This window comes from Staphylococcus sp. HMSC070D05 (assembly GCF_001815595.1).
In the GTDB taxonomy this organism is placed as follows: Bacteria; Bacillota; Bacilli; order Staphylococcales; family Staphylococcaceae; genus Staphylococcus; species Staphylococcus hominis.
This window is the reverse complement of record NZ_KV821105.1, coordinates 1-24,629: the sequence shown is the minus strand read 5'-3', so window position 1 is coordinate 24,629 and position 24,629 is coordinate 1. Positions and strand designations below refer to the sequence as shown.

Below are 24,629 nucleotides of genomic sequence, written 5' to 3'. Positions count from 1 at the left end.
TATTATGGAAGATATCTATAAATTAATAGACGATATCAATCTTCAAAAATTAGATCATTTAGATACACGTGTTAATGAAGCATTAACGTCCAATAATGATGATGCTTTATTTATTTTAGGAGAAACATTATATAACTTTGGATTAACACCTCAAGGTCTTGAAGTGTTTAGAACGTTATATCATAAGTATCCAGATGAAAGTGAACTATTAATTTATTTTATCGAAGGCCTTATGTCTGAAAATCAAACAGACGAAGCATTAGAATATTTAAATCAAGTTGAATTATCACCTGAAAAGTTAATGTTAGAAGCCGACTTATATCAACAAATCAATATGACTGAAGTTGCTATTGATAAGTTAACTGAAGCGCGTGAATTAGAACCTAATGACCCAATTATTCATTTTGCTTTAGCAGAATTACTTTATTTTGATGGACAATACCTTCGTGCTACACGAGAATATGAAGTTGTTTTAGATACAGGCGAATATGAAATAAATGGAATTAATTTATTTTCAAGAATGGCTGATTGTGCGTTACAAAGTGGCAATTATAGTGATGCTATACAGTTATTTGATGAGATTAGTGAAGATGAAATGATCTCTGATGACTTTTTCAAAAAAGCCATCGCATATGAAAAAAATGATCTAACTCAAGAAGCTATAAAAATTATGACTACACTTCTTTCTAAAGACCCAGACTTTATTCAAGGTTACTTTTATTTACAATCTTTATATGAAAATGAAAAAAATTATCCAGATGCGATTGAAACAGGTAAAGAAGGGTTACGTCTTAATCAATTTTATAAAGAACTCATGGTTTCTACCGGTAGTTTAGAAATTGAACATGGAGATGCGAATGAGGGGGTAGAACTTCTTAAAAAAGCACTTGAAGTAGATAATGGTTACCATGAACCTTTACTTATCTTAAGTGATTTATTCCGTCAAGAAGAAGACTATGAAGCCATCATTTCACTTCTATCTTATGTAGATGAAGAAGATCTTGACCCTGTCTTTATGTGGCATTTAGCACATGCATATGGGGAAGAAGAAAGAGATACTGAAGCCCAACATTTCTATGAATTGGCTTATCCAACATTAAAATCTCAGAGTCTATTCTTAAGCGATTATTATTTCTATTTAATTGAAATTGGCCAAAAAGATAAAGCTAAAGTATTACTTAACGAATTATTAATTATCGATCCAACTAATGAAACTTGGAATGAAGAATTGAGCAGATTGAATGACTAGAGTGGGTGTTAAAATTGAATGACACATTAGTTAAAATGAAACAAAGCTATATTGAATATGCTTTGTTTCATTATCATTTTAAGTCCAGAATTAGTGTGTGGCTATTAAATTATTTAAAAGCCTCACCGCCAAAATTAAATTGTAGTCATTTTGTAAATAAGAAAATTAAAAGTCATATAACCCTTGAAATTGGCCTAAAACACTCCAATTTCTCTGCGATTAAATTAACAAAAGACGATCAAACATTAATTAATACAAATGAAATATTCAATTATATAGCTTCTAAAGATATTTGTATTGATATATTCATTCACTTTGAATACAACGATAAGCAAGATGGGCGATTAAATGAGCTTATAATTCAACAATTAATATATTCTGATCAATATCTTGCATATCTTAATAATATATATCACTTAAGTCTTGATCTAAATAAAAAGTATTCACTAATCGAACAATTAGAACATCATATCGATGTAAGTTTACAAATGAAAGATCAACAACGTTTTTATCAATTATCACAAATTTTGAGTGTATTAACTCATCACTCATAGATCAAAATTAAAGGAATTATAACTTATGCCTACTTTAAGACAACTATGGGAATTATCATTATATCAACGTTCCATACTCGTAATATTGCTTATATGTAATGTTTTAGGCACCATTTATGGTTTTATATGGTATGGTGATCAATTACTTAAGACACAATGGCATTATCTAATTTTTGTACCAGATAGTCCTATTGCATCGCTATTGTTATGTATATCAATTTGTTTAATTATTTTAAATAAACAAAATAGTATTATTGAAGGACTAGCATTTGTAACATTATTTAAATATGGTTTATGGGCTGTCATTATGAATTTGATAATGATGGTTAATAATAACGATATAACTATTATGAATGTACTTTTAATTATTAGTCATGGAATTATGGTACTTGAAAGTATCTATTTTTATCCACGATTCAAAATTTCTATACTCAGTTTGTTTATTTCTATGATATGGATATTTAACAATGATTATGTAGATTATATATTAAAGAAATATCCTTATTATGATTTTATACAGCAACACGTTCATTTAGTTGCTTTTATCGCGCTATGGCTAAGTATTATGTCACTTATCCTTTATTATAGTTTTAATAAATTAATAAAGGTTAAATTATTTGATAAAAAATTCGATAGTCAGTAGAATATGATTAAAGGAGAGTGAAATTGATTGTCTATAGTGTCTTATATTATATATATCGTCATTATTATGCTCATTCCAATGTGGGCTCAACACAAAGTAAAATCAAATTATGAAAAATATTCACAGGTAAGATCAACAAGTGGTAAGACGGGTCGTGAAGTAGCAGAAGAAATTCTTCATGCTAATGGAATTTACGATGTAGATGTAGTTAAGGGCGAAGGCTTTTTAACAGACCACTATGATCCAAATAAGAAAGTAGTTTGTTTATCTCCTGCAAACTTTGATCGTCCTTCAGTAGCTGGTACAGCTATTGCGGCACACGAAGTTGGACACGCTATTCAACACCAACAAGGTTATGCGTTTTTACGTTTTAGAACTGCTTTAGTACCTTTAGCAAATATTGGTAGTTCATTAAGCTATATCATTATTATGGCTGGTATCTTTTTAACAGCATTAGGTAGTGCTTTTGGCTCAACTGCATTATGGATTGGTGCTGGGTTAATGTCATTAGCAGTTTTATTCTCAATCGTGACATTACCAGTTGAATTTGATGCAAGCTCAAGAGCGATGAAACAAATTACTGCACTTAATATTGTGAATGAAAAAGAATATAAACATGCGAGAAAGGTATTATCAGCAGCAGCTATGACTTATGTAGCAGCAACAGCTACAGCTGTAGCCGAACTTGTTAGAATTATTTTACTGGCACGTGCAAGTGATAACTAAACTACCTTTATAAACTAACTTAATCTTAAATCTTGTGTAACAACATTTAAGATTTTCAAGGAGTTATATCGAGCGAAATATGAATTCAAAAATGAATTCTGTTTCGCTCTTTTTTTATATCTCATAGAATAGAATTGATAAAATGCATTAACAACTAATTTGAGATATACTTAGAAAGAAACGGAAAAAAGGAGAATGATGATGAAATCTTTAAATCAAATGCAAAAAGAAGTAGATGACTATATTAGTCAATTTAAAGCGGGTTATTTTTCTCCATTAGCTAATTTAGCCCGTCTAACAGAAGAAGTGGGCGAACTTGCAAGAGAAATCAATCATTATTACGGTGAAAAGCAAAAGAAACCAACGGAAGAAGAAAACTCTGTTAAAGCTGAATTAGGAGATAATTTATTTGTTTTACTTTGCATTGCTAATTCACTTGGTATTGATATGACAGAAAGTTTTAATGATACAATGGATAAATTTAATACTAGAGATAAAAATCGATTTGAACGTAAATAATGGATAGAAAGGGGGTTATTTTATGAAAATAGGTATTACATGTTATCCGTCAATGGGTGGCTCAGGTATCATAGCAACTGAATTAGGTATAAAAATGGCAGAAAGGGGACATGAAGTTCACTTTATTACGTCAAATATTCCTTTTAGAATTCGTAAGCCTTTGCCTAATATTACTATCCATCAAGTCGAAGTAAATCAATATGCAGTATTTCAATATCCACCATATGATATTACATTGAGCACAAAAATATCTGAAGTTATTAAAGAATATGATTTAGATATCTTGCATATGCATTATGCTGTACCACACGCTGTATGTGGTATTTTAGCACGTCAAATGTCTGGAAAAGATATAAAAATTATGACAACATTACATGGTACTGATATCACAGTGTTAGGCTATGATCATTCACTTAAAGGCGCTATTAAATTTGGCATTGAACAAAGTGACCTCGTGACTAGTGTCAGTCATTCATTAGCTAAACAAACACAGTCAATTATTGAAACAGATAAAGAGATTATTCCTATTTATAATTTTGTTCGAGAAAAAGAATTTCCTACACAACATGAAAATCAATATAAAGCGCTTTACGATATAAAGCCTGAGGAAAAAGTTCTTATACATGTATCAAACTTTAGAAAAGTCAAACGTATTGACACTATTTTAGAAACTTTCGCTAAAGTTCATAAACATATACCAAGCAAGTTGATCTTATTAGGTGATGGTCCAGAACTTTTAGATATGCGTAAAATAGCAAGGTCATTACATATCGAATATGATGTATTATTTTTAGGTAAACAAGATCAAGTTAGTAAATTCTATCAAATGGCTGATTTAGTTTTGCTGTTAAGTGAAAAAGAAAGTTTTGGCCTTACACTATTAGAGGCAATGACTACAGGAGTCGTACCTATAGGTTCAAATGCTGGTGGTATCAAAGAAGTCATCAAACATGGTGAAACAGGTTATATTGTAGATGTAGGAGATAGTGAACAAGCAAGTCATTATGCACTAAAATTATTAACAGATGAGCAACTTTATCAAAAATTACAAAGTAATATGCTTAAAGATATTAAACAACGATTTAGTTCTGAACTTATCGTCGATCAATATGAATATTACTATAAAAAAATGTTGAATTAAAAAAGAGGATTAATATGGGTAATGAATTATTTGAAACAGCTTTGCCAATTCTAAATCAAATAGAAAAACATCATTTCGAAGCTTATTTTGTAGGCGGGGCAGTCAGAGATTACATTATGCATCGTACAATTCATGATATTGATATCACTACAAGTGCGATGCCAGACGAAATTGAAGATATATTTGAACACACTATTCCAATTGGAAAAGAGCATGGCACAATCAATGTTGTTTTCAACAATGAAAATTACGAAGTGACAACATTTAGATCAGAAGGTGATTATTTAGATCACCGTCGTCCAAGTGAAGTTAATTTTGTGAGAAATCTCTATGAAGATGTACAACGTAGAGATTTCACTATCAATGCTATTGCTATGGATAAAAATTATAAAATATTTGATTACTTTGGTGGTCAAAAGGATATACAATCAAAATTGATACGTACGGTAGGGAATCCAAGTGAACGATTTAAAGAAGATGCATTAAGAATTATTCGTGGCCTTAGATTTCAGTCACAACTTACATTTGATATTCATACTGAAACCTTTGAAGCAATGCAATTAACTTGTTCGGACGTTAAATATTTATCAATCGAGCGAATTGTTGTAGAATTTAAAAAATTAATCTTAGGAAGTAATGTTAAACAGAGTTATCATAATTTATTATCTTTAAAAATTTTTAATTATATTCCATTTTTTAATGAATTAGATATGACATGTGTTTACATCAATGAACCTCTTGAATTTGAACAATGGTTAGCCATCTTACTTATAAAAAATAATAATCTTCCTTCTTTAAAGCAATTAAAAATTAGTAATAAAGAAAAATCAGATATACATACATATATTGCTATCATTGAAACATTACCTCAAATTACTACTAAAGATGCTTTGAAATTATTTGTTTATGATTATAGTGACTATTATATCTTAAAGGTTTTAAATATTTATTCTGTACTTCAAAATAATCAAATTCCTACCGCTTCAGAACTTATTATCAATTCTCTTTCTATTAAACAAGTCGTTCAACACCTTCAATTACATGAACGTAAAGAAATGGATGTGAATGGAAAAGATTTACTTGCACATTTTAATAAAAATGGTGGCCCTTGGTTAAAAAATGTATTGAGAGAAATAGAATGTGCGATAGTTACTGATAAAATCAAAAATAACAAAGAAGAAATTTTGAAATGGGTGAATGAAAATGTCAAAATATAGTCAAGATGTCGTTAAAATGTTATATGAGCATCAATCAGAATATATTTCTGGTCAATACATTGCAAATCAGCTTAATATATCGAGAGCTGCTGTAAAAAAAGTGATTGATCAATTAAAAGCAGATGGATGTGATATTGACTCAATTAATCATAAAGGACATAAGCTTAATGCATCGCCAAATCGTTGGTATAGAGGCATTATCAATAAAGTACTAGAGTCTAATCATTTAGTATCCAAAATTGAAGTATATGATAGTGTTGCATCTACTCAAACTATTGCTAAACAAGGTCTTGTTGATAATCAGCATACCATGTTAATTTTAAGTGATGAACAAACAAAAGGTCGTGGTCGTTTCAATCGTAATTGGTCTTCTTCAAAAGGAAAAGGGTTATGGATGTCTGTTGTTTTAAGACCTAATGTCTCATTTGCAATGATTCCAAAATTTAATCTTTTTATAGCTTTAGGAATTAGAGATACTATCCAAGCATTTTCTAGAGACAAAGTAGAGATTAAATGGCCAAATGATATTTATATTAATGATAAAAAAGTATGTGGATTTTTAACAGAAATGGTAGCAAATGCTGATGCAGTTGAGGCCATAATATGTGGTATTGGTATTAATTTAAACCATCAAGAAGAAGATTTTTCTGATATGATACGTCATCGTGCTACAAGCATTCGCTTGCACCATTCAGAAGAAATCAATCGATATCAATTTTTGAAACGTTTAATTGAGGAAATTGAAAAGCGTTACCATCAATTTCTTAACTCTTCATTTGAAACGATTAGAGATGAATACATTCGTACATCTAATATTTGGCATCGTAAGTTAACATTTACTGAAAATGGAGAACAATTTATAGGTGAAGCTATTGATATTAATAATGACGGCTTTTTAATTGTCAAAGATGAAGATAATCAGACGAGACGACTTATAAGCGCAGATATAGATATATAAGCATACGGATAGAATTAGGAGAGATAGATATGGCATATACAAGTTTTGCGGTAGTAGATTTAGAAACAACCGGAAACCAACTTGAACATGATGAAATTATACAAATTGGTATTACATTTGTACGTGATAATAAAATATCAGGAACTTATCATTCAATGATTCGTACTGATTTGGAAATCCCACCATTTATCCAAGCTTTGACTTCTATCGAAGAAACTATGCTAGAACAAGCACCGTATTTTCATGAAATTGCTGATGATATATATGAACAACTCAAAGATTGTATATTTGTAGCCCACAATGTTGACTTTGATTTGAATTTCATTAAAAAAGCATTTGAAAAAAGTAATATTCATTTTAAACCTAAAAAGGTGCTTGATACCCTAGAATTATTTAAAATTGCATTTCCTACTGAAAAAAGTTACCAATTAAGTGAATTAGCAAATGCTCATCATATACCTCTGACAAATGCACATCGAGCAGATGAGGATGCAACAACAACGGCCTATTTAATGATTAAAGCTTTTAAAAAGTTTGAGTCATTACCTATAGATACCTTAAAACAATTATATTATTTAAGTAAGCATTTAAAATATGATTTATTTAACATTTTATTTGAAATGGTCAGACAACATCATAATCATGATATAGATTATCAGTATGCTCAATTTGAACAGATTATCTATAAAAAACAACAAGACTTAAAAGTGCCACAAATTGAATTTAAAGGTTCATTAAAAGATTTATATCTAGAAGTTACAACAGCACTTGAACTTACTTATCGCCCACAACAACTCTATTTGTCAGAAATTATTTTAGAGCAGTTAATGCATAATGATAAGGCACTTATTGAAGCACCTTTAGGAAGTGGTAAATCATTAGCATACTTATTAGCTGCATTGATGTATAACATTGAAACAGGCAGACATGTAATGATTTCAACAAACACGAAATTACTTCAACATCAATTACTTCAAAAAGATATTCCTAGTATTAATCGCGCGCTAGATTTCAAAATTAATGCTGCACTTATTAAAAGTAAAACAGACTATATTTCACTAGGATTGATAAGTCAAATTTTAAAAGATGATACAGCTAACTATGAAGTGAATATTTTAAAAATGCAATTACTTATATGGATATTAGAAACAAATACTGGAGATATACAAGAGTTAAATTTAAAAGGTGGTCAGAAAATGTATTTTGACCAAAAATTAGAAACTTATGTTCCAGTAAGACACGATATTCATTACTATAATTATATAAAACGTAATGCTCAAAATATTCAAATTGGTATTACTAATCATGCGCATCTTATTCATTCAGATCAAGAGAATTCAATCTATCAGTTATTTGATGATTGTATCATTGATGAAGCACATCGTTTACCTGATTATGCTCTTAATCAAGTGACCAATGAATTAAACTATTCTGATATCAAATATCAGTTAGGTTTAATAGGGAAAAATGAAAATGAAAAGCTTCTTAAATTAGTAGATCATTTAGAGCAACAACGTATTTTGGAACGATTAGATATTTCACCTATTGACGTGTTTGGTTTAAAATCTAATATTTCTGATTTACACGAACTAAATGAAACCCTATTTAATCATATTTTCGATATTGTTCAACACTCAGATGTACATGATGATGATGTACATCGATATCATTATGTATTCGACTTTGATTCTACACGTATGCTAAAAGATTTACATGCAATTGTAGACAAAATCAATAAAACTTTAGAATTTTTTAATGGTATTAACCATAAAACAATCAAATCTATACGTAAGCAATTACTTTACATTAACGATAATTACAGACATATAGAACAAAGTTTAAAACAAAATCATACTGCCTTCATATCTATCAAAAATTTGAATCAAAAATCGACCATACGTCTAATTGTAAAAGATTATGAAGTACGGGATATTTTAACAAAGCAAGTGCTCGAGAAATTTAAATCATTAACATTTATTTCAGGCACACTTACATTTAACCATTCGTTTGAGGCATTTAAAAACTGGTTTAAAGAAGATGTAGAATTTAATACTTATGAAGTACAGTCATCACTTCAAAATCATAAATCAACAAATATTTATATTCCAAGTGATGTTGTTTCTTATGATTTTAAAAATACAGAGGATTATGTAGCGTCTATTGTAGACTATATTCAAGAGTACGTAACTATAACACAATCTAAATGTCTCGTACTTTTCACCAGTTATCGAATGATGCATATGGTACAAGAGCTATTAAATGAATTACCAATATTTGACGATTATGTTATTTTGACCCAACAACAAAATCAAAACTATAAAATCGTTCAACAATTTAATCACTTTGATAAAGCTATTTTGTTAGGTACATCAACATTTTTTGAAGGATTTGACTATCAATCTAATGGCATTAAATGTGTGATGATTGCTAAATTACCATTCATGAATAAATATAATACAAAGCATTGGCTAATGGATTCAGAATTTGAATCTACATTTAAAGATTATGTCTTACCTGATGCTGTAACGCGTTTTAGACAAGGTCTAGGTAGATTGATTCGTAACGAAGACGATAAGGGACTCATTGTTTCCTTTGATGATCGTTTAACAAATAGTAACTATAAGCATTTTTTTGAACAATCGTTAGAATCTTATTCTCAAAAAAAAGGGGATATTCAACAATTTAATAAATTACTTTACCGCATGCAGGCAAGTAAACTGAAAAATAGAAAAAATAGTTTATTTTAAATAATGAGAACACTATTCAGGTGCTAGAAGTTCACTTTCTATTTTGATAAAATAAATAAGTATTGTATAAAAAGAAAATAAAGTAGGAGTTTGATTATGAAAACAACAATTAAACAAGCAAAACAATACATTAATCAAGAAGTCACAATTGGCGCTTGGTTAACAAATAAACGTTCAAGCGGTAAAATTGCATTTTTACAATTACGTGATGGTAGTGGATTTATGCAAGGCGTTGTCGTTAAATCAGAAGTCGATGAAGAAACATTTAAACTTGCTAAAGACATTACACAAGAATCATCACTATATGTCATAGGTACGATTACAGAAGATAATCGTTCTGATTTAGGCTATGAAATGCAAGTAAAATCAATTGAAGTCATTCATGAAGCTCACGATTATCCAATTACACCTAAAAACCATGGTACAGAATTCTTAATGGATCATCGTCACTTATGGTTAAGATCTAAAAAGCAACATGCAGTAATGAAAATTAGAAATGAAATCATTAGAGCAACATATGAATTTTTTAATGAAAATGGCTTTACTAAAATTGATCCGCCTATCTTAACTGCAAGTGCACCAGAAGGTACTAGTGAATTATTCCATACTAAATACTTTGATCAAGATGCATTTTTATCTCAAAGTGGTCAATTATATATGGAAGCTGCAGCTATGGCACATGGACGTGTCTTCTCATTTGGACCAACATTTAGAGCTGAAAAATCTAAAACAAGACGTCATTTAATTGAGTTCTGGATGATTGAACCTGAAATGGCATTCACAAATCACGAAGAAAGTTTACAAGTTCAAGAACAATATGTATCTCATATCGTAAAATCTGTATTAGAACATTGTAAATTAGAATTAAAAGCGCTAGATAGAGATACGAGTAAATTAGAAAAAGTATCTGCGCCATTCCCACGCATCTCTTATGATGATGCTATCAAGTTCTTAAAAGAAGAAGGATTTGATGACATTGAATGGGGTGAAGACTTTGGTGCGCCACATGAAACAGCTATAGCCAATCATTATGATTTACCAGTATTTATTACAAACTATCCAACTAAAATTAAACCATTCTATATGCAGCCAAACCCTGACAACGAAGACACAGTTTTATGTGCAGATTTAATTGCACCAGAAGGTTATGGTGAAATTATTGGTGGTTCTGAACGTATCAATGATTTAGAATTATTAGAACAACGTATCGATGAACATCAACTTGATACAGAAAGTTATAACTACTATTTAGACTTACGTCGTTATGGTAGTGTGCCACACAGTGGTTTTGGTTTAGGTTTAGAACGTACAGTTGCATGGATTTCAGGCGTTGAACACGTGAGAGAAACATCACCATTCCCACGTTTATTAAATCGTTTATATCCATAAAAAATATCACGTTTTATAAATCATACATGGGGAGTGAGACTAAATGATGTTATTCATGTCTCACTCCCACTTTTTAAAATAGGAAAGAGAGGGGTATCATGGACACACATCAACTTAAAACTCGTCCTGTCGTAGTTAGAAGGGAACTTTTCGATCATTACAATGAATTCGGTTTAGATGAAAAAGATTTAATCATTTTGATTAAGTTGATTTATGCCGCTGAAGTTTCTAATAAACAACCCTCAATAGAATTTTTACAAAAAGGTTCAAATATGGAGCCAAGAGAAATAACATCAATTATTCAAAATTTAATTCAGCGTGATTTACTTGCACTGCATGTAAGTAAAGATGAGGAAGGAAAATTTACTGAATATATGAATTTAAACCGTTTTTACGAAAAATTAAGTGATATTTTAACTCAAGAAAAAAATGAAACTAAACATCATCAAACGCAACAAAACTTTAAAGATTTATTTCAATATATTGAGCAGTTGTTTTCGAGACCATTATCACCATATGAAATCGAAACGCTCAACCAATGGATTGATGTAGATCAACATGATTACACTTTAATACGTGCTGCATTAGATGAAGCATATAGTCATGATAAATTAAGCTTTAAATATGTTGATCGTATCTTATTAAATTGGAAGAAAAACAATGTAACAACTTTAGAAGAATCTAACAAAATGAGAGAAAAATTCAACAAACCTAAATTAACTCATACTGTAAAACATATACCTAAATTTGACTGGTTAAATGGAGAGAATCTAGATGGTAAGTAAGAAAAAAGCATTAGAAATGATTGACGTTATTGCAGATATGTTTCCTGATGCAGAATGTGAATTAAAACATGATAATCCGTTTGAATTAACAATAGCTGTATTATTATCTGCGCAATGTACAGATAATTTAGTTAATAAAGTTACACGTTCACTTTTTAAAAAATATAAAACACCTGAAGATTATTTAAAAGTAGATATAGAAGAATTGCAGAATGATATAAAATCAATAGGTTTATATCGTAATAAAGCAAAAAATATTAAAAAATTATGCCAATCTTTACTTGACCAGTACGGTGGACAAGTTCCTCATACACATAAAGATTTAGAAAGCTTAGCTGGAGTCGGACGAAAAACAGCGAACGTTGTTATGAGTGTCGCTTTTGATGAACCTTCTTTGGCAGTAGACACACACGTTGAACGTGTTTCAAAGCGTCTAGGTATTAATAAGTGGAAAGATAATGTTAAACAAGTAGAAGAACGTTTGTGTGATATTATTCCAAAAGAAAGATGGAGTAAAAGTCATCATCAACTTATCTTTTTTGGACGTTATCATTGTATTGCTCGAAAACCAAAATGTGATATTTGTCCATTACTTGAGGATTGTAGAGAAGGGCAAAAACGCATGAAAGCAATGAAAAAGGAAGTCGGATCAAATGATTAATAAATCACAATTTGAATCGCTAGAAAATGAACTTGATGTCTATGCTAAGAAAAGACAACTAAATTCTGATTTAGCAAAACAATATATCGATGATTACTTTGAACTGATTCTTTTGTTCTTTAGACAAATTAATGAAATAGAATCTATTAACTTAAATCATTTAGACCAATATCCCGTTGTTCCTATGAATTTTTTAGAACGATATCAATATATGTTAAAAAGAAAATACCATTTTATGGGATATAGTCAAATGAAAACATTAAAAAATGAACTTATTAAAATGAACGCTTCATATCAAATTAGAAGAAAAAGTCAAAATAATAATTAATACGAAAAAAACGACATAGCCTTATAAAAGACTATGTCGCTTTTAAAGCTATTACGATGCTTTTCTAAAATTAAAAATCGCATTTGCTTTAAATATGTTAGATAAACTATTATTGTTATTTGTATTATCATTATTACTATTTTGTTGAGTTGATGTGGTACTATTGTTAGCGCTGTTATTCGTAGTTGAATTATTTGCTGAGTTACCAGTTGTATTACCTGTATTCGTTGTAGAATTACCGTTCGTTGTTGATGTAGTATTTGAGCTATTATCACTGGTAGAAGTAGAATTGCTTGAGCTACTATCTGAACTACTAGTAGACTTGTTATCATATTTACTTCCTGACGTTGTATTATTATCTGGATGATCTTTAACAGATAGTGTACTTGCACCTGAACCAGTAACTGAGTCAGGTTTTTTGAAGTCACCGTCATTACTTGAAGTAATATCTGACATCACATCTTTATATAGATATTGTGCATATTCTTGTTCAGAATGTCCTAAGAATGAATTTTCACCGCCTTGTTTAATTTGGCTGAAGCCCATCCATATTGACATTGTATATTTAGGTGTGAAACCATTCATCCAGATATCTTTGCCTGCATTGTCAGGTAAGTTATATTGATTATTAACTTCTGTACCATAAGTACTTGTACCTGTTTTAGCGCCCATATTAACGCCAGCAACACCATGACCATAAGCAGAACCATATGGTTTAAATGTACCAGTTAACATTTCTGCAAGCATGTAAGCAGTATAATCTTCCATCGCTTTATGACTTGTGTGATCAAATTCGATAGTTTCATCATCAGATGTTACAACTTTGCGAATTGAATGTGCATTATTGTAAGTACCACCATTAGCTATTGATGCGAATGCTGATGCTAATTGAGTAGGTGAGAATTCAGAAGCACCGCCACCTAAAATTTCAGATGGCCCTAAATCAATTTCATAATCTAAACCAACTTTAGACGCAAAATCTTTTGGAGCATTTTTACCTGCACTTGATGATACTTGCTGCCAAGCTTTTAAAGCAGGAATATTAAAACTTTGTCTTAATGCATCATATGCAGATACTGTACCATGACCTTGCCCATCATAGTTACGGAATGTACCACCATCAATGGAATAACTTGATTCATCTTGCATTGCGTGGTTTGTAGCCCATTGCATATTTTCAATTGCTGGACCGTATGATAAGAATGGTTTAAGTGATGAACCAGTCAAGTGAGTATCTGTAGCAGCATTACGATCAACGACATCTCTATAATTTCGTCCACCGGAAATGGCTACAATACCTCCAGTTTTACTATCAAGAATGGTTGAGCCTACTTGTTGGTCATCATTTTTATAGTAATTACCATTATCAATGCGATCTTGAAGCGTTTTTTGAATATCTTTATCCATATTCGTATAAATCTTAATACCACTTTGCATTAAATCACTATAATTTTTATTTTTAAAGTGTTTATTACCTATTAATTCAGCTTTAACAAAATTAACGTAAGAATCATACTCAGTATCAGAATCGTTATTAGATATTTGACGTTCTTTTGTTGTACGTTTTACTAAATTATCTTCTAATGAAGTAGCTTTAGCTTCTTTCCACTGTTTATCAGAGATTCTATGATGGTAGTGCATTAAGTATAAAACAGTTTCTTTACGATTTTCAGCTTCTTTCGGGTTATCATAAATGTTATAAAGATTAGGAACTTGTGGTAACCCAGCTAGATAGGCTTCTTCAGCTAAATTAAGTTGATTTAAATTTTTATTAAAGTAATATTTAGCTGCAGCTCTAACGCCATATACACCGTCTGAGTAATAAATTTTATTTAAGTACATTTGGAAAATATCATCTTTACTGTACTCTTGTTCTAAACGGTAAGATAGATAAGCTTCTTGCGCTTTACGTCCAATAGATTTCTTTTCTGAAAGGAACGAACGCTTAACTACTTGTTGTGTTAAAGTAGATGCCCCTTGGGAACCAAAACCGCCAGTCAAGTTCTTACCAATAGCACCAAATAAACGTTTATAGTCTAAAGCACCATGTTCATAGAAACGATTATCCTCAGTTGCTAACACGGCATTTTTCATATTTTTTGGAACATCTTTCAAATCAACATGTTCTCTACGTGCACCATTGTCTAATTTCTTAACCAAGTCACCGTTTTTATCATAAATTTCAGCAGGCTTTGGATCCTGTAATTTAGACTCATTAAATGCTGGAGCTTTCCAAGCATAGTATGCAAATAGAAGTATACCGAGTAGAAGTAACACGATAAAGGCAATGAATAAAAAGCCTATAATCTTAATAATCGTTCTTTTTACATTCTTCTTCTTTTTTGATTTGGATTTCCCATTTTTGCCTTTATTTGGTTGGGAAGATCCTTTATTTTCCGTCATACGCGGTCCTCACTTTCATCTAATATCAACTTATCAACAGCCTTGAGATAATTCAATCTAGGTTGATACTGATAAGGAATATAGTAACTATTTTTTTTGATTTCTTCAACTGTTATTGATTTTTTTATTTCCTTTTTATATCTTTCCCAAAAAGGTTCAAACTTCGAAAAAGGTAGTAGATATACCTCATCAAGCACTTTAAATCTAATCAGTAAAAAGACGAGTCCTTTTTGCATAAAACAACTTTTCATATGTTCTACTTGATGATCATGGATATTATTTAAAGGGAAAGACGTTTTATTTTTCGTTTCTTTCGCTTCAAAATCAATATAATAGCCTCGATAGACGCCATTATAATCAGTTGTAGAAGGCGTACGAAAGTATGCTTCATTAATTACAGCTTTACTTCTTTTAGGATAATGAACATTTACTATTTGAATAGGAGTAGGTTTCTTATGTATAACAGCCACACCTTGCTTAAAATAATAATTGTTAGATTGTTCAATATCTTTTTCGAGAGTCATACCTCGTCCACCATATTTAATGTTACTAGAAGCTTCACTTTGATTACTTCCAACCTTAGTAGGATTTAGTTTAAATGGTTTTCCATTTGGATAATTTATCATACTCACCACACAAATTTAATATTACACTTTCAATGTCTAAGAGAATAATATTAAACTATAATACGATAATAATGAAATGAGCATAATATTTATATTATACTACACATAATTAAATTTATTCATTAATTATCTATTCTATTTTAACGTGCTTTAACAGTGAAAACAATATGTTTAAAAATTTGTAATAATGCAAAATTTATATCTAAATCATACTCTAAATTAATTATAATAATATAGGAGGTATTGTTGTGTACACATTAATTAATGAACTACTTAAAGAACTACAGTACATGGCGTCAAGCTATAATGAAATAAAATTGACACAGTCAAAGAAGCAATTTCATCGAGATGTTGTTCCTTATGTAAAAAAAATTGATGGTTTAACTGAAGAATTATCTCATTATCATGATGAACTAATTCAATTTCCTTATATGAATAAGGAAAAATTAGAAATTTTAGTTAAACATATTAAGGAATTATCTGTAGAGTGTCATTACAATAAAACAAGTAAAAAGTTATTTAATGAAAAATTGAAATCCGCTAATTATGATCTTACCAATTTGTTTAAACATATAAAAGATAAAGAGGGATCAATGGATTGAAAACAGTATATGTGACTGGATATAAATCATTTGAGTTAAATATATTTAAAGATGATATGAAAGAAGTGGATTATCTTAAACAATTTATAGAACATAAATTATTACAGTATATTGACGAAGGGCTAGAATGGGTACTCATTCAAGGACAAATTGGTATTGAATTGTGGGCTGCTGAAGTAGTATTAAAATTACAAGACACGTATCCTGAATTAAAGTTAGGTATTATCACACCATTTTATGGTCATACCTCCAAGTGGAATGAACACAATATAGCAAAGTATGAATCTATTGCTAGTAATGCACAATTTCTAGATAGTGTATTTCATTCTGAATATCAAGGACCATTTCAATTTAAACAAACAGACCAATTTATATTAGATCATACAGATGTGACGTTATTAATTTATGATGATGAACAAGAAGGAAGTTCAAAATATTTTAAGAGAATGTTAGTTGATTTTATGGAAAAAACGACTTATAATTGTGATATTGTGACATTTGATGAACTTACTGACTTTATTAACGATTTGCAATGGCAACAAAACCAAAGTTTTGAATGAGGTGGAAATTAATGGCAGATGTTTCTTTAAAGCTTTCAGCAAAAGATATCTATGAAAAAGACTTTGAAAAAACGATGGCTCGCGGTTATCGTCGTGAAGAAGTCGATGCTTTTTTAGATGATATCATTACTGATTATCAGAAAATGGCTGATATGAATAATGAAGTAGTCAGACTATCTGAAGAAAATAATAAACTAAAAAAAGAAGTTGAAGAATTGAGAATCAGAGTTGCAACTTCACGTCCTTCTGATAATAAGTCATTTGCTTCAAGCAATTCGAAATCAGCAAATAACAACGTAGATATTTTAAAAAGAATTTCTAATCTTGAAAAAGCTGTTTTTGGCAAATAATACATTGGTATCTTAAAGATATAAGCTTGTTACGAAGCATGTTTGATTGCTATTATGTTGGATTTTGATAGCTATTTATTTATCTATTTAAAGTTCTATTAAATATTTTAAAATTATGTTATACTCACAAAAGTGATATTTTGGGTAATCGCTATAGAAATATAGAGGAAAGTCCATGCTCACACAATCTGAGATGATTGTAGTGTTCGTGCTTGATGAAACAATAAGTCAAGGCATTAATTTGACGGCAATGAAATAACCTAAGTCATTAATTGATATGGTTAAAATAGTTTGAAAGTGCCACAGTGACGTAGCTTTTATAGAAATATAAAAGGTGGAACGCGGTAAACCCCTCGAGTGAGCAATCCAAATTTGGTAGGAGCACTTGTTTAGCGGAATTCAACGTATAAACGAGACATCTTTACTCGCATAGTAAAGATTTGTAGACAGATGGTTACCACCAAAGTACCAGTACAACTAGTGTACGTTATGAGTACAATGGTACAGAACATGGCTTATAGAGATATCACAGACTAGTTTAGCTCTCCCTTTTTATGGAGAGCTTTTTTTATTTTGTATACATAATTATTTTAATATTTGTTAATATACTAATATGATATGTGACAAAGGAGATGGAATAATGTATCAATTATTAGCAGTGTGTCCAATGGGTCTTGAAGCCGTAGTTGCTAAAGAAATACAAGAACTTGGTTATGATACTCAAGTTGAAAATGGACGCATTTTCTTTGAAGGTGATGCTAATGCCGTTGTAAAATGTAACTTATGGCTACGTACAGCTGACCGATTAAAAATAGTAGTAGGTCGTTTCAATGCTAAAACATTCGATGAACTTTTTGAAAAAACAAAAGCATTACCTTGGGAAACAATTATCGATAAAGAAGGGCAATTTCCTGTCCAAGGTCGTAGTGTAAAATCTACACTTCATAGCGTTCCTGATTGTCAAGCTATTACTAAAAAAGCTATCGTTGAACGTCTTAAAAAAGCTTATAATGAAAAAGGGTGGTTAAACGAAAGTGGTGCGAAATATCCTGTTGAAGTAGCCATTCTTAAAGACAATGTCCTACTTACCATTGATACGTCAGGTTCAGGACTAAATCGTAGAGGGTATCGTATTGCACAAGGTGAAGCACCTATTAAAGAAACGCTAGCAGCTAGCTTAGTACGTTTAGCAAATTGGAAGGGTAATACACCTTTTATTGATCCATTCTGTGGTTCTGGAACAATTGCTATTGAAGCATGTTTAATCGCTCAAAATATTGCACCAGGTTTTAATAGAGAATTTGTATCAGAGGAATGGAATATCATGCCTCCTAATATTTATGACGTCATGCGTGACGAAGCTGATCAACAAGCTGACTATGATAAAGACATTCAAGTGTATGCGTCTGATATAGATCCAGAAATGGTTGAAATTGCTAAACGTAATGCTGAAGAAGTAGGCCTAGGTGATATTATTCAATTTAGTGTTAGGGATGTTAATACATTAACTATCGACCAAGAAGGGCCTGTAGCGTTAGTTGGTAACCCACCATACGGCGAACGTATTGGAGATAGAGATGAAGTTGAAGAAATGTATCGATATGTAGGTAAACTAATGAAACAACATCCTTATTTATCAACGTATATCCTTACAAGTAATAAAGAATTTGAGTATTTTGTTGATCGTAAAGCAACAAAACGTCGAAAACTTTTTAATGGTTATATCGAATGTACGTATTATCAATACTGGGGGAAAAAGCCTAATATTGATAAGTAAATTTGACTTGAAGATTTATTTGAAAATAATTAATTTTGTAAATTTTTCTTAATAAATTGGATAATATTTATTTAAAATTTATGTGTTTATTAGCACTATAATAATGACTATTGTAAAGTTATTAGTAAGCGTGTTAAAAACACAGCACATTTAAACAGTATGGTAAGGAGAGTAAATTATGAAAACAGTTTTAATTGTAGGGGCTAACGGAAAAGTATCAATTGAAGCAACTAAAATTTTCTTAGAAAATTCTAGTTTTAACGTTGATTTATTTTTAAGAAATGCCCACCGTATTCCTGATTACGCATCTAATCGTATCACTGTCTTTGAAGGTGATGCTAAAAATGTTGAAGATTTAGAAAAAGCATTAGATCAAGTAGATATTGTTTTTGCAAGTTTATCAGGATCACTAGATAGAGAAGCACAAGCCATTATAGATGCCATGCGCAAAAAGAATGTTAAACGTTTAATATTTGTGGCGGCTCCTGGTATTTATGACGAATTACCAGATAAATTCAATACATTTAACAAAGAACAATTTGGTGAAAAATTAACTAAATATCGTAAAGCAGCTGATTTAATTGAAGCTTCTGATTTAGATTATACAATTATTCGTCCTGCTTGGTTAACATTTAAAAATGAATCAGATTATGAAATTACTCAAAAAGGCGATACCTTTAAAGGAACAGAAGTTTCTAGAAGAAGTGTAGCCAATTTAGCAGTACGTATAGCGAAACAACCTGAACTTTATTCTAGACAAAACATTGGCGTAAATAAACCAAATACTGATGGCGATAAACCAGCTTGGTTTAACTAATTCTTTTTATATAAGTTTATTATTTCTTATGATAAAATTTAATAAACACAGCTAAAGATATTTTAGTTTTATCATCCTAAAAGTGAGGTTATAATTCTTTTTAGTTTTATAACCTTAATTTTTTTATATTTTAGAGTGAGTGAAATAAAGGGGATAGCATTATGCAAAATAATGAACAATTAGATGTATTATACAAATTAAAAAAAGAAATAGAAAAATCGAATAACGAAGCATTAGTACATACAATAAATCAAGTGATTAAAAAAGTATATTTAAATCAATATACTTTATCATTTGTTGGACATTTTTCAGCTGGTAAATCAACATTAATCAATTTATTATTAGAACAAGAGATATTGCCTAGTTCACCTGTACCAACGACGAGTAATACGGCTATAGTTTCTGTTTCGAAAGAAGAAGAGATTATTGCTAATTTAGAATATCAAAAATATGTTAAGTTAAAAACGTATGATGATGTAAAAATAATGAATCGATTAAATATTGATGTGGAATCTATTGAAATAAAGTTCCCTTCAAATAAATTTAATCTTGGTTTTACGTTGCAAGACACTCCAGGAGTAGATTCAAATGTTTCTACACACCAATCCACTACTGAACAATTTTTATATACAAGTAATATGATTGTGTATACAGTTGATTATAATCACGTTCAGTCTGCACTCAATTTCCAATTTATGAAACGCATGAATCAAGTAGGCATACCTATTATTTTTGTTATCAATCAAATTGATAAGCATAATGAGAATGAAATTTCTTTTGATGCATTTAAACAAAAAGTAGAACAATCTATACAAGATTGGGATATTAAAGTCGCTCAACTATTTTATGTTAGTAAATTTGATCATCCAAACAATCAACTTCATTTATTCTCAGAATTTTTAGTAAGAAAAGACAAACTACGTGAACCTATTGAAGATTTTGTAACACGTATCATTGAATTTATACATCATACTCAGCTTTCATATATTCAAGAGCACATGCAAAATATACTTGACGATTTAAATATCAATGAATCCGAATTTGAAGAATCCTATAAACAATTTCAAAAGAATCAAGCTATAAGTGAAGAAGCACAATTATTAAATCATTCTTCTCAATTATTAACGTACTTAAAAGAAAAACGTAAAAATATATTAGATAATGCTTATATTATGACTCATGATATGCGAGAAGATATTCGTTATTATCTTGAAAGCATGGCTTTAGACTTCAAAGTGGGTGGTCTTCTAAATAAGAAAAAGAAAACAGAAGAAGAGAGAGCAAAACGTTTACAAATTGTTGTAGACCGTTTACAAGAAAAAGTGAATCAACACATTCGTCAACCAATGCGTGAAGATTTATCTTTTATAACTCGCTTTATCCATCATTCTGAAGTGAATCAACGAATTTTAAATCAACATTATCAAATTGAACCTACTTTAATTTCTAATTTATATCAAGTACAAACAAGCATTAATAATACCTATGTGCTCACATTTAGTGATGACGTTTTAAAAGCAATTGCACGCGCTATCGAAAAACAATCAGATTCATTATTTAAAGACATTATTGAACATACTGAAGCAACTGAATTATCTAACATAGATAATAATGATGCACATTTATATGAACAGTATCTTGAGTTCAAGAATTTAAAACAGTCATTAACAACTGAAAATTATAAACATTATTATATTCATATGAATGACTCACTCGATAAATTAATTGATCGAACAGCAATACATTATGAACCTAATCAATCAACCAAATCTTCAACAAATGATTTAGACGAAGATATTACATCAACTAAGGCTAAGACAACTCATCACTTTGATATTCAGAAAGCTCTGGCTATCATTGAGCCTGTTCCTTTATTCAATAAAACAAAGCAAGACATCAAAGAAACATTGCAACGTATAGATAATAAAATTGTAAAAATAGGTGTCTTTGGTACATTTAGTGCAGGAAAAAGTAGCTTGATCAATGCTTTACTTGGAGATCATTATCTCGTAAGCTCACCTAATCCAACAACGGCAGCTACGACTGAAATCTCATATGGTCATGATAGTCAAATTACTTTGAAAACAAATACGCAATTACTAAATGAATTAAACCAATTGCTTGAATATCAAAACGTCTCTTTTAACTCTTTAGAAGAATTTATGAATAGTAATATTGAGTCTTTAAAACAACAGTTAGAAAAAAACCAACTGGCTTTTATAACATCAGTAGAGAAGCATCTTTCGATGTACCAAGATATGCTAAAAGAAGGCGTAACACATACTATTTCACAAAGGGAAATTAAGCAATGGAGTGCTGAAGATGAATACGCTACATTTGTTAAAACCGTTCATATACATCTTCCACTGGATTGGTTAAAAGACAAAATTATTGTTGATTCATTAGGGTTACATTCTAATAATCAACGACATACAAATGAAACTGAACGAATCTTAACTTCTTCAAACTTAATTTTATATGTGAGCTATTTTAATCACTCATTTACTGATAATGACAAAGCATTTATTGAACATATGAAAGATATTAACCAATTAAATGAAGCACAAACATTTAAGATGATTATTAATGCGATCGATTTAGCTGAAACTAATGAAGATTTAATAGCAGTGAATCAGTATGTAAAAGATGCTCTATCTCAAGTGAATCTGCCATCTGAATTATTCGGTGTATCAAGCAAACGTGCATTGGAGACTAAGGATGAAGGCATTCTTAAATTAAAAGAAAGTATTGATCATTTTGTCGAAACTGAATCGAAAGCGATTTTAGAGAAGCAAATGGTTCACCAAATTGAACAAATGCGCGATAACTTTAATCAAATCATCGATGAATTTAAAACAAATCAAACACGTATGTTAGAGCGACAACAACAACTTGAAACTTATAAAGATAAAACACCATTAACTAACCAAATTATTCACACAAGTGAACAACATACTAAAAATGAGGTTGAAGAACAAATTTATCATTTAAATAAACGATTACAGCTTCAATTATTAGATGAAGTTAAAAAAGTATATAATAGTCAAATGACACAACATCATGATTTTAATGATGAAAAGAAACGTGCTACGAAAATGTACTTAGATCAAGTTCATCAACGATTATATTTAGAACAAACTTTATTAGTCGAAAGAATAAAAATATACTTTAATTCTCAATTAGATCAACAAATAGCACCAACAATTCAAAAATTAAATTCAGTTCATGTGCTTATCCGACCTCATTTTAAAATAACAGCACCGTTTACAGATGATGCACTATTACGTATTAGCTTAGAAGAGATGCTTTCGGCTTTACCTAAACAGTTGTCTAAACGTAAAATTTTAAATGCAAATACGCAAAGAGAACTGCAAGAAATGATTTGTTCAAATACACTAGAACTGCTACAACCATCACTAAACGCATTAAAACAACACTTAGATGATTATGTTTCTAATTTAACTCACGACGCGAACATTGAACTTAATCAGTTAAATAATAATGTTTTAGAACAAATCAATGACTTATTATCTAAGCATATCGATGATTCACTCATTGAACAATTAGAAACAGTAAATCAACAATTGGAACCACTTTTAAATTAGAAAGAAGGATTAATATATGACTCAACGTGTCTTACTTGTAGATGGAATGGCACTCTTATTTAGACATTTTTATGCTACAAGTCTACACAATCAATTTATGTATAATTCTAAAGGCATTCCAACCAATGGGATTCAGGGTTTTGTTAGACATATCTTTACAGCAATTAAGGATATTAAACCAAGTCATGTCGCGATATGTTGGGACATGGGGCAGGCGACCTTTAGAAATGATATGTATACTTCTTATAAACAAAACAGACCTGCGCCACCAGATGAATTGATACCTCAATTCGACTACGTAAAAGACATTTCAGAACAATTTGGTTTTGTGAATATCGGTGTTGCAAATTATGAGGCAGACGATGTCATAGGAACACTCGCTAAAACATATTCAAAAGATAATGAAGTACATATTGTAACTGGAGATAAAGATATTTTACAATGTATCAATGAACAAGTAGAGGTCTGGTTAATCAGAAAAGGTTTTAATATTTATCATCGCTATACTCTTAATCGTTTTAATGAAGAGTATGCATTACATCCACTTCAACTTATTGATGTTAAAGCTTTTATGGGAGATTCAGCAGATGGGTATCCGGGTGTTAAAGGTATTGGAGAAAAAACCGCCATTAAATTAATACAATCTTATGGTAGCGTTGAAAACGTACTAGACAATATCGAATCACTTACACCTGGTCAACAGAAAAAAATTGCAACTGATAAAGAAATTTTGATGCTGTCCAAACAATTAGCGGAAATTTATACAGATGTGCCCATCGATACAACTGCATTATATGAAGAAATGGAGTATACGCATTCATTGAATCATATTCTTTCAATTTGTAATGAACACGAACTTTATGTCTCTAGTAAATATCTTGCTTCAAAATTTTAATGTGAAATAGATAAAAAAGGAAGATAAAGCAATTTGGACTGACCTCAATTAGTGGGAATGATATAAAAACACTTTCG

General features: G+C 30.2%; 22 protein-coding genes and 1 other RNA gene. 21 read left to right on the top strand and 2 right to left on the bottom strand.

The window, feature by feature from the left end:
• Positions 1-4: 4 nt before the first annotated feature.
• The 13 genes from HMPREF3046_RS04145 to HMPREF3046_RS04085 all read left to right on the top strand — a co-directional run bounded on the left by HMPREF3046_RS04145 (position 5) and on the right by HMPREF3046_RS04085 (position 12,917).
• Complete coding sequence (locus tag HMPREF3046_RS04145) at positions 5-1,249, top strand: tetratricopeptide repeat protein (protein ID WP_019835239.1); 1,245 nt, start codon at positions 5-7, stop codon at positions 1,247-1,249.
• A 14-nt stretch (positions 1,250-1,263) separates the two neighbouring features.
• Positions 1,264-1,803, top strand: coding sequence for a YpiB family protein (locus HMPREF3046_RS04140; protein ID WP_002449704.1), 540 nt, complete (start codon positions 1,264-1,266; stop codon positions 1,801-1,803).
• A 25-nt stretch (positions 1,804-1,828) separates the two neighbouring features.
• Positions 1,829-2,446 carry a DUF1405 domain-containing protein gene (locus HMPREF3046_RS04135; protein WP_002449828.1) on the top strand — a complete coding sequence of 206 codons (618 nt, stop codon included), beginning with the start codon at positions 1,829-1,831 and terminating at the stop codon, positions 2,444-2,446.
• 27 nt (positions 2,447-2,473) lie between these two features.
• Entirely contained in the window at positions 2,474-3,172 is a 699-nt protein-coding gene (locus HMPREF3046_RS04130) for a zinc metallopeptidase (RefSeq protein ID WP_002449792.1), read from the top strand.
• Between the two features lie 201 nt (positions 3,173-3,373).
• On the top strand, positions 3,374-3,691 hold the full coding sequence (locus HMPREF3046_RS04125) for a nucleotide pyrophosphohydrolase (protein WP_002449913.1): 318 nt from the start codon (positions 3,374-3,376) through the stop codon (positions 3,689-3,691).
• A gap of 22 nt (positions 3,692-3,713) precedes the next feature.
• Entirely contained in the window at positions 3,714-4,832 is a 1,119-nt protein-coding gene (bshA, locus tag HMPREF3046_RS04120) for an N-acetyl-alpha-D-glucosaminyl L-malate synthase BshA (RefSeq protein WP_070716661.1), read from the top strand.
• A 14-nt stretch (positions 4,833-4,846) separates the two neighbouring features.
• Entirely contained in the window at positions 4,847-6,049 is a 1,203-nt protein-coding gene (locus tag HMPREF3046_RS04115; RefSeq protein WP_002449841.1) for a CCA tRNA nucleotidyltransferase, read from the top strand.
• Positions 6,036-7,007 carry a biotin--[acetyl-CoA-carboxylase] ligase gene (locus HMPREF3046_RS04110; protein ID WP_070716659.1) on the top strand — a complete coding sequence of 324 codons (972 nt, stop codon included), beginning with the start codon at positions 6,036-6,038 and terminating at the stop codon, positions 7,005-7,007. The genes HMPREF3046_RS04115 and HMPREF3046_RS04110 overlap by 14 nt, the downstream gene beginning before the upstream one ends.
• 29 nt (positions 7,008-7,036) lie before the next feature.
• A complete protein-coding gene (locus tag HMPREF3046_RS04105) occupies positions 7,037-9,754 on the top strand; it encodes a helicase C-terminal domain-containing protein (RefSeq protein WP_070716657.1) in 2,718 nt (905 codons plus the stop codon).
• A 96-nt stretch (positions 9,755-9,850) separates the two neighbouring features.
• Positions 9,851-11,143 (top strand): asparagine--tRNA ligase, encoded by a 1,293-nt coding sequence (asnS, locus tag HMPREF3046_RS04100; protein WP_070672283.1) that lies wholly within the window; start codon positions 9,851-9,853, stop codon positions 11,141-11,143.
• A gap of 98 nt (positions 11,144-11,241) precedes the next feature.
• Complete coding sequence (locus tag HMPREF3046_RS04095) at positions 11,242-11,928, top strand: DnaD domain-containing protein (RefSeq protein WP_070716653.1); 687 nt, start codon at positions 11,242-11,244, stop codon at positions 11,926-11,928.
• The gene (gene nth / locus HMPREF3046_RS04090; RefSeq protein ID WP_070716652.1) at positions 11,918-12,589 is read left to right on the top strand and encodes an endonuclease III; all 672 of its coding nucleotides are present in this window, start codon (positions 11,918-11,920) and stop codon (positions 12,587-12,589) included. The genes HMPREF3046_RS04095 and nth overlap by 11 nt, the downstream gene beginning before the upstream one ends.
• The gene (locus tag HMPREF3046_RS04085) at positions 12,582-12,917 is read left to right on the top strand and encodes a YpoC family protein (protein ID WP_070716650.1); all 336 of its coding nucleotides are present in this window, start codon (positions 12,582-12,584) and stop codon (positions 12,915-12,917) included. Before nth ends, HMPREF3046_RS04085 begins: the two co-directional genes overlap by 8 nt.
• 51 nt (positions 12,918-12,968) lie before the next feature.
• Here HMPREF3046_RS04085 and HMPREF3046_RS04080 read toward each other — a convergent pair whose 3' ends face one another.
• On the bottom strand, positions 12,969-15,320 hold the full coding sequence (locus HMPREF3046_RS04080; RefSeq protein ID WP_070716649.1) for a transglycosylase domain-containing protein: 2,352 nt from the start codon (positions 15,318-15,320) through the stop codon (positions 12,969-12,971).
• Positions 15,317-15,943, bottom strand: coding sequence for a Holliday junction resolvase RecU (gene recU / locus HMPREF3046_RS04075; RefSeq protein WP_070716682.1), 627 nt, complete (start codon positions 15,941-15,943; stop codon positions 15,317-15,319). The genes HMPREF3046_RS04080 and recU overlap by 4 nt, the downstream gene beginning before the upstream one ends.
• A gap of 251 nt (positions 15,944-16,194) precedes the next feature.
• Between recU and HMPREF3046_RS04070 the strand changes: the two genes are divergently transcribed.
• The 8 genes from HMPREF3046_RS04070 to HMPREF3046_RS04035 all read left to right on the top strand — a co-directional run bounded on the left by HMPREF3046_RS04070 (position 16,195) and on the right by HMPREF3046_RS04035 (position 24,552).
• The gene (locus HMPREF3046_RS04070) at positions 16,195-16,548 is read left to right on the top strand and encodes a DUF1798 family protein (RefSeq protein ID WP_070716647.1); all 354 of its coding nucleotides are present in this window, start codon (positions 16,195-16,197) and stop codon (positions 16,546-16,548) included.
• Positions 16,545-17,108, top strand: a complete 564-nt coding sequence (locus HMPREF3046_RS04065; protein ID WP_070716645.1) for an SLOG family protein — start codon at positions 16,545-16,547, stop codon at positions 17,106-17,108. The genes HMPREF3046_RS04070 and HMPREF3046_RS04065 overlap by 4 nt, the downstream gene beginning before the upstream one ends.
• Before the next feature lie 11 nt (positions 17,109-17,119).
• Entirely contained in the window at positions 17,120-17,458 is a 339-nt protein-coding gene (gene gpsB, locus HMPREF3046_RS04060; RefSeq protein ID WP_002449866.1) for a cell division regulator GpsB, read from the top strand.
• Positions 17,459-17,594: 136 nt separating this feature from the next.
• Positions 17,595-17,981, top strand: an RNA gene (rnpB, locus tag HMPREF3046_RS04055) — RNase P RNA component class B.
• A 117-nt stretch (positions 17,982-18,098) separates the two neighbouring features.
• Positions 18,099-19,235 (top strand): THUMP domain-containing class I SAM-dependent RNA methyltransferase, encoded by a 1,137-nt coding sequence (locus HMPREF3046_RS04050; protein ID WP_070716642.1) that lies wholly within the window; start codon positions 18,099-18,101, stop codon positions 19,233-19,235.
• Between the two features lie 178 nt (positions 19,236-19,413).
• A complete protein-coding gene (locus HMPREF3046_RS04045) occupies positions 19,414-20,052 on the top strand; it encodes an SDR family oxidoreductase (RefSeq protein ID WP_070716640.1) in 639 nt (212 codons plus the stop codon).
• Positions 20,053-20,213: 161 nt separating this feature from the next.
• On the top strand, positions 20,214-23,657 hold the full coding sequence (locus HMPREF3046_RS04040; protein WP_070716638.1) for a dynamin family protein: 3,444 nt from the start codon (positions 20,214-20,216) through the stop codon (positions 23,655-23,657).
• Positions 23,658-23,673: 16 nt separating this feature from the next.
• A complete protein-coding gene (locus HMPREF3046_RS04035) occupies positions 23,674-24,552 on the top strand; it encodes a 5'-3' exonuclease (RefSeq protein ID WP_070716636.1) in 879 nt (292 codons plus the stop codon).
• Positions 24,553-24,629: the final 77 nt, after the last annotated feature.

Coding starts and splice junctions, on each gene's coding strand:
- HMPREF3046_RS04145 (WP_019835239.1), top strand. CDS start 5: ATGGAAGATATCTATAAATTAATAGACGATATCAATCTTCAAAAATTA.
- HMPREF3046_RS04135 (WP_002449828.1), top strand. CDS start 1,829: ATGCCTACTTTAAGACAACTATGGGAATTATCATTATATCAACGTTCC.
- HMPREF3046_RS04125 (WP_002449913.1), top strand. CDS start 3,374: ATGAAATCTTTAAATCAAATGCAAAAAGAAGTAGATGACTATATTAGT.
- bshA (WP_070716661.1), top strand. CDS start 3,714: ATGAAAATAGGTATTACATGTTATCCGTCAATGGGTGGCTCAGGTATC.
- HMPREF3046_RS04115 (WP_002449841.1), top strand. CDS start 4,847: ATGGGTAATGAATTATTTGAAACAGCTTTGCCAATTCTAAATCAAATA.
- HMPREF3046_RS04110 (WP_070716659.1), top strand. CDS start 6,036: ATGTCAAAATATAGTCAAGATGTCGTTAAAATGTTATATGAGCATCAA.
- HMPREF3046_RS04105 (WP_070716657.1), top strand. CDS start 7,037: ATGGCATATACAAGTTTTGCGGTAGTAGATTTAGAAACAACCGGAAAC.
- asnS (WP_070672283.1), top strand. CDS start 9,851: ATGAAAACAACAATTAAACAAGCAAAACAATACATTAATCAAGAAGTC.
- HMPREF3046_RS04095 (WP_070716653.1), top strand. CDS start 11,242: ATGGACACACATCAACTTAAAACTCGTCCTGTCGTAGTTAGAAGGGAA.
- nth (WP_070716652.1), top strand. CDS start 11,918: ATGGTAAGTAAGAAAAAAGCATTAGAAATGATTGACGTTATTGCAGAT.
- HMPREF3046_RS04085 (WP_070716650.1), top strand. CDS start 12,582: ATGATTAATAAATCACAATTTGAATCGCTAGAAAATGAACTTGATGTC.
- HMPREF3046_RS04080 (WP_070716649.1), bottom strand. CDS start 15,320: ATGACGGAAAATAAAGGATCTTCCCAACCAAATAAAGGCAAAAATGGG.
- gpsB (WP_002449866.1), top strand. CDS start 17,120: ATGGCAGATGTTTCTTTAAAGCTTTCAGCAAAAGATATCTATGAAAAA.
- HMPREF3046_RS04050 (WP_070716642.1), top strand. CDS start 18,099: ATGTATCAATTATTAGCAGTGTGTCCAATGGGTCTTGAAGCCGTAGTT.
- HMPREF3046_RS04045 (WP_070716640.1), top strand. CDS start 19,414: ATGAAAACAGTTTTAATTGTAGGGGCTAACGGAAAAGTATCAATTGAA.
- HMPREF3046_RS04040 (WP_070716638.1), top strand. CDS start 20,214: ATGCAAAATAATGAACAATTAGATGTATTATACAAATTAAAAAAAGAA.
- HMPREF3046_RS04035 (WP_070716636.1), top strand. CDS start 23,674: ATGACTCAACGTGTCTTACTTGTAGATGGAATGGCACTCTTATTTAGA.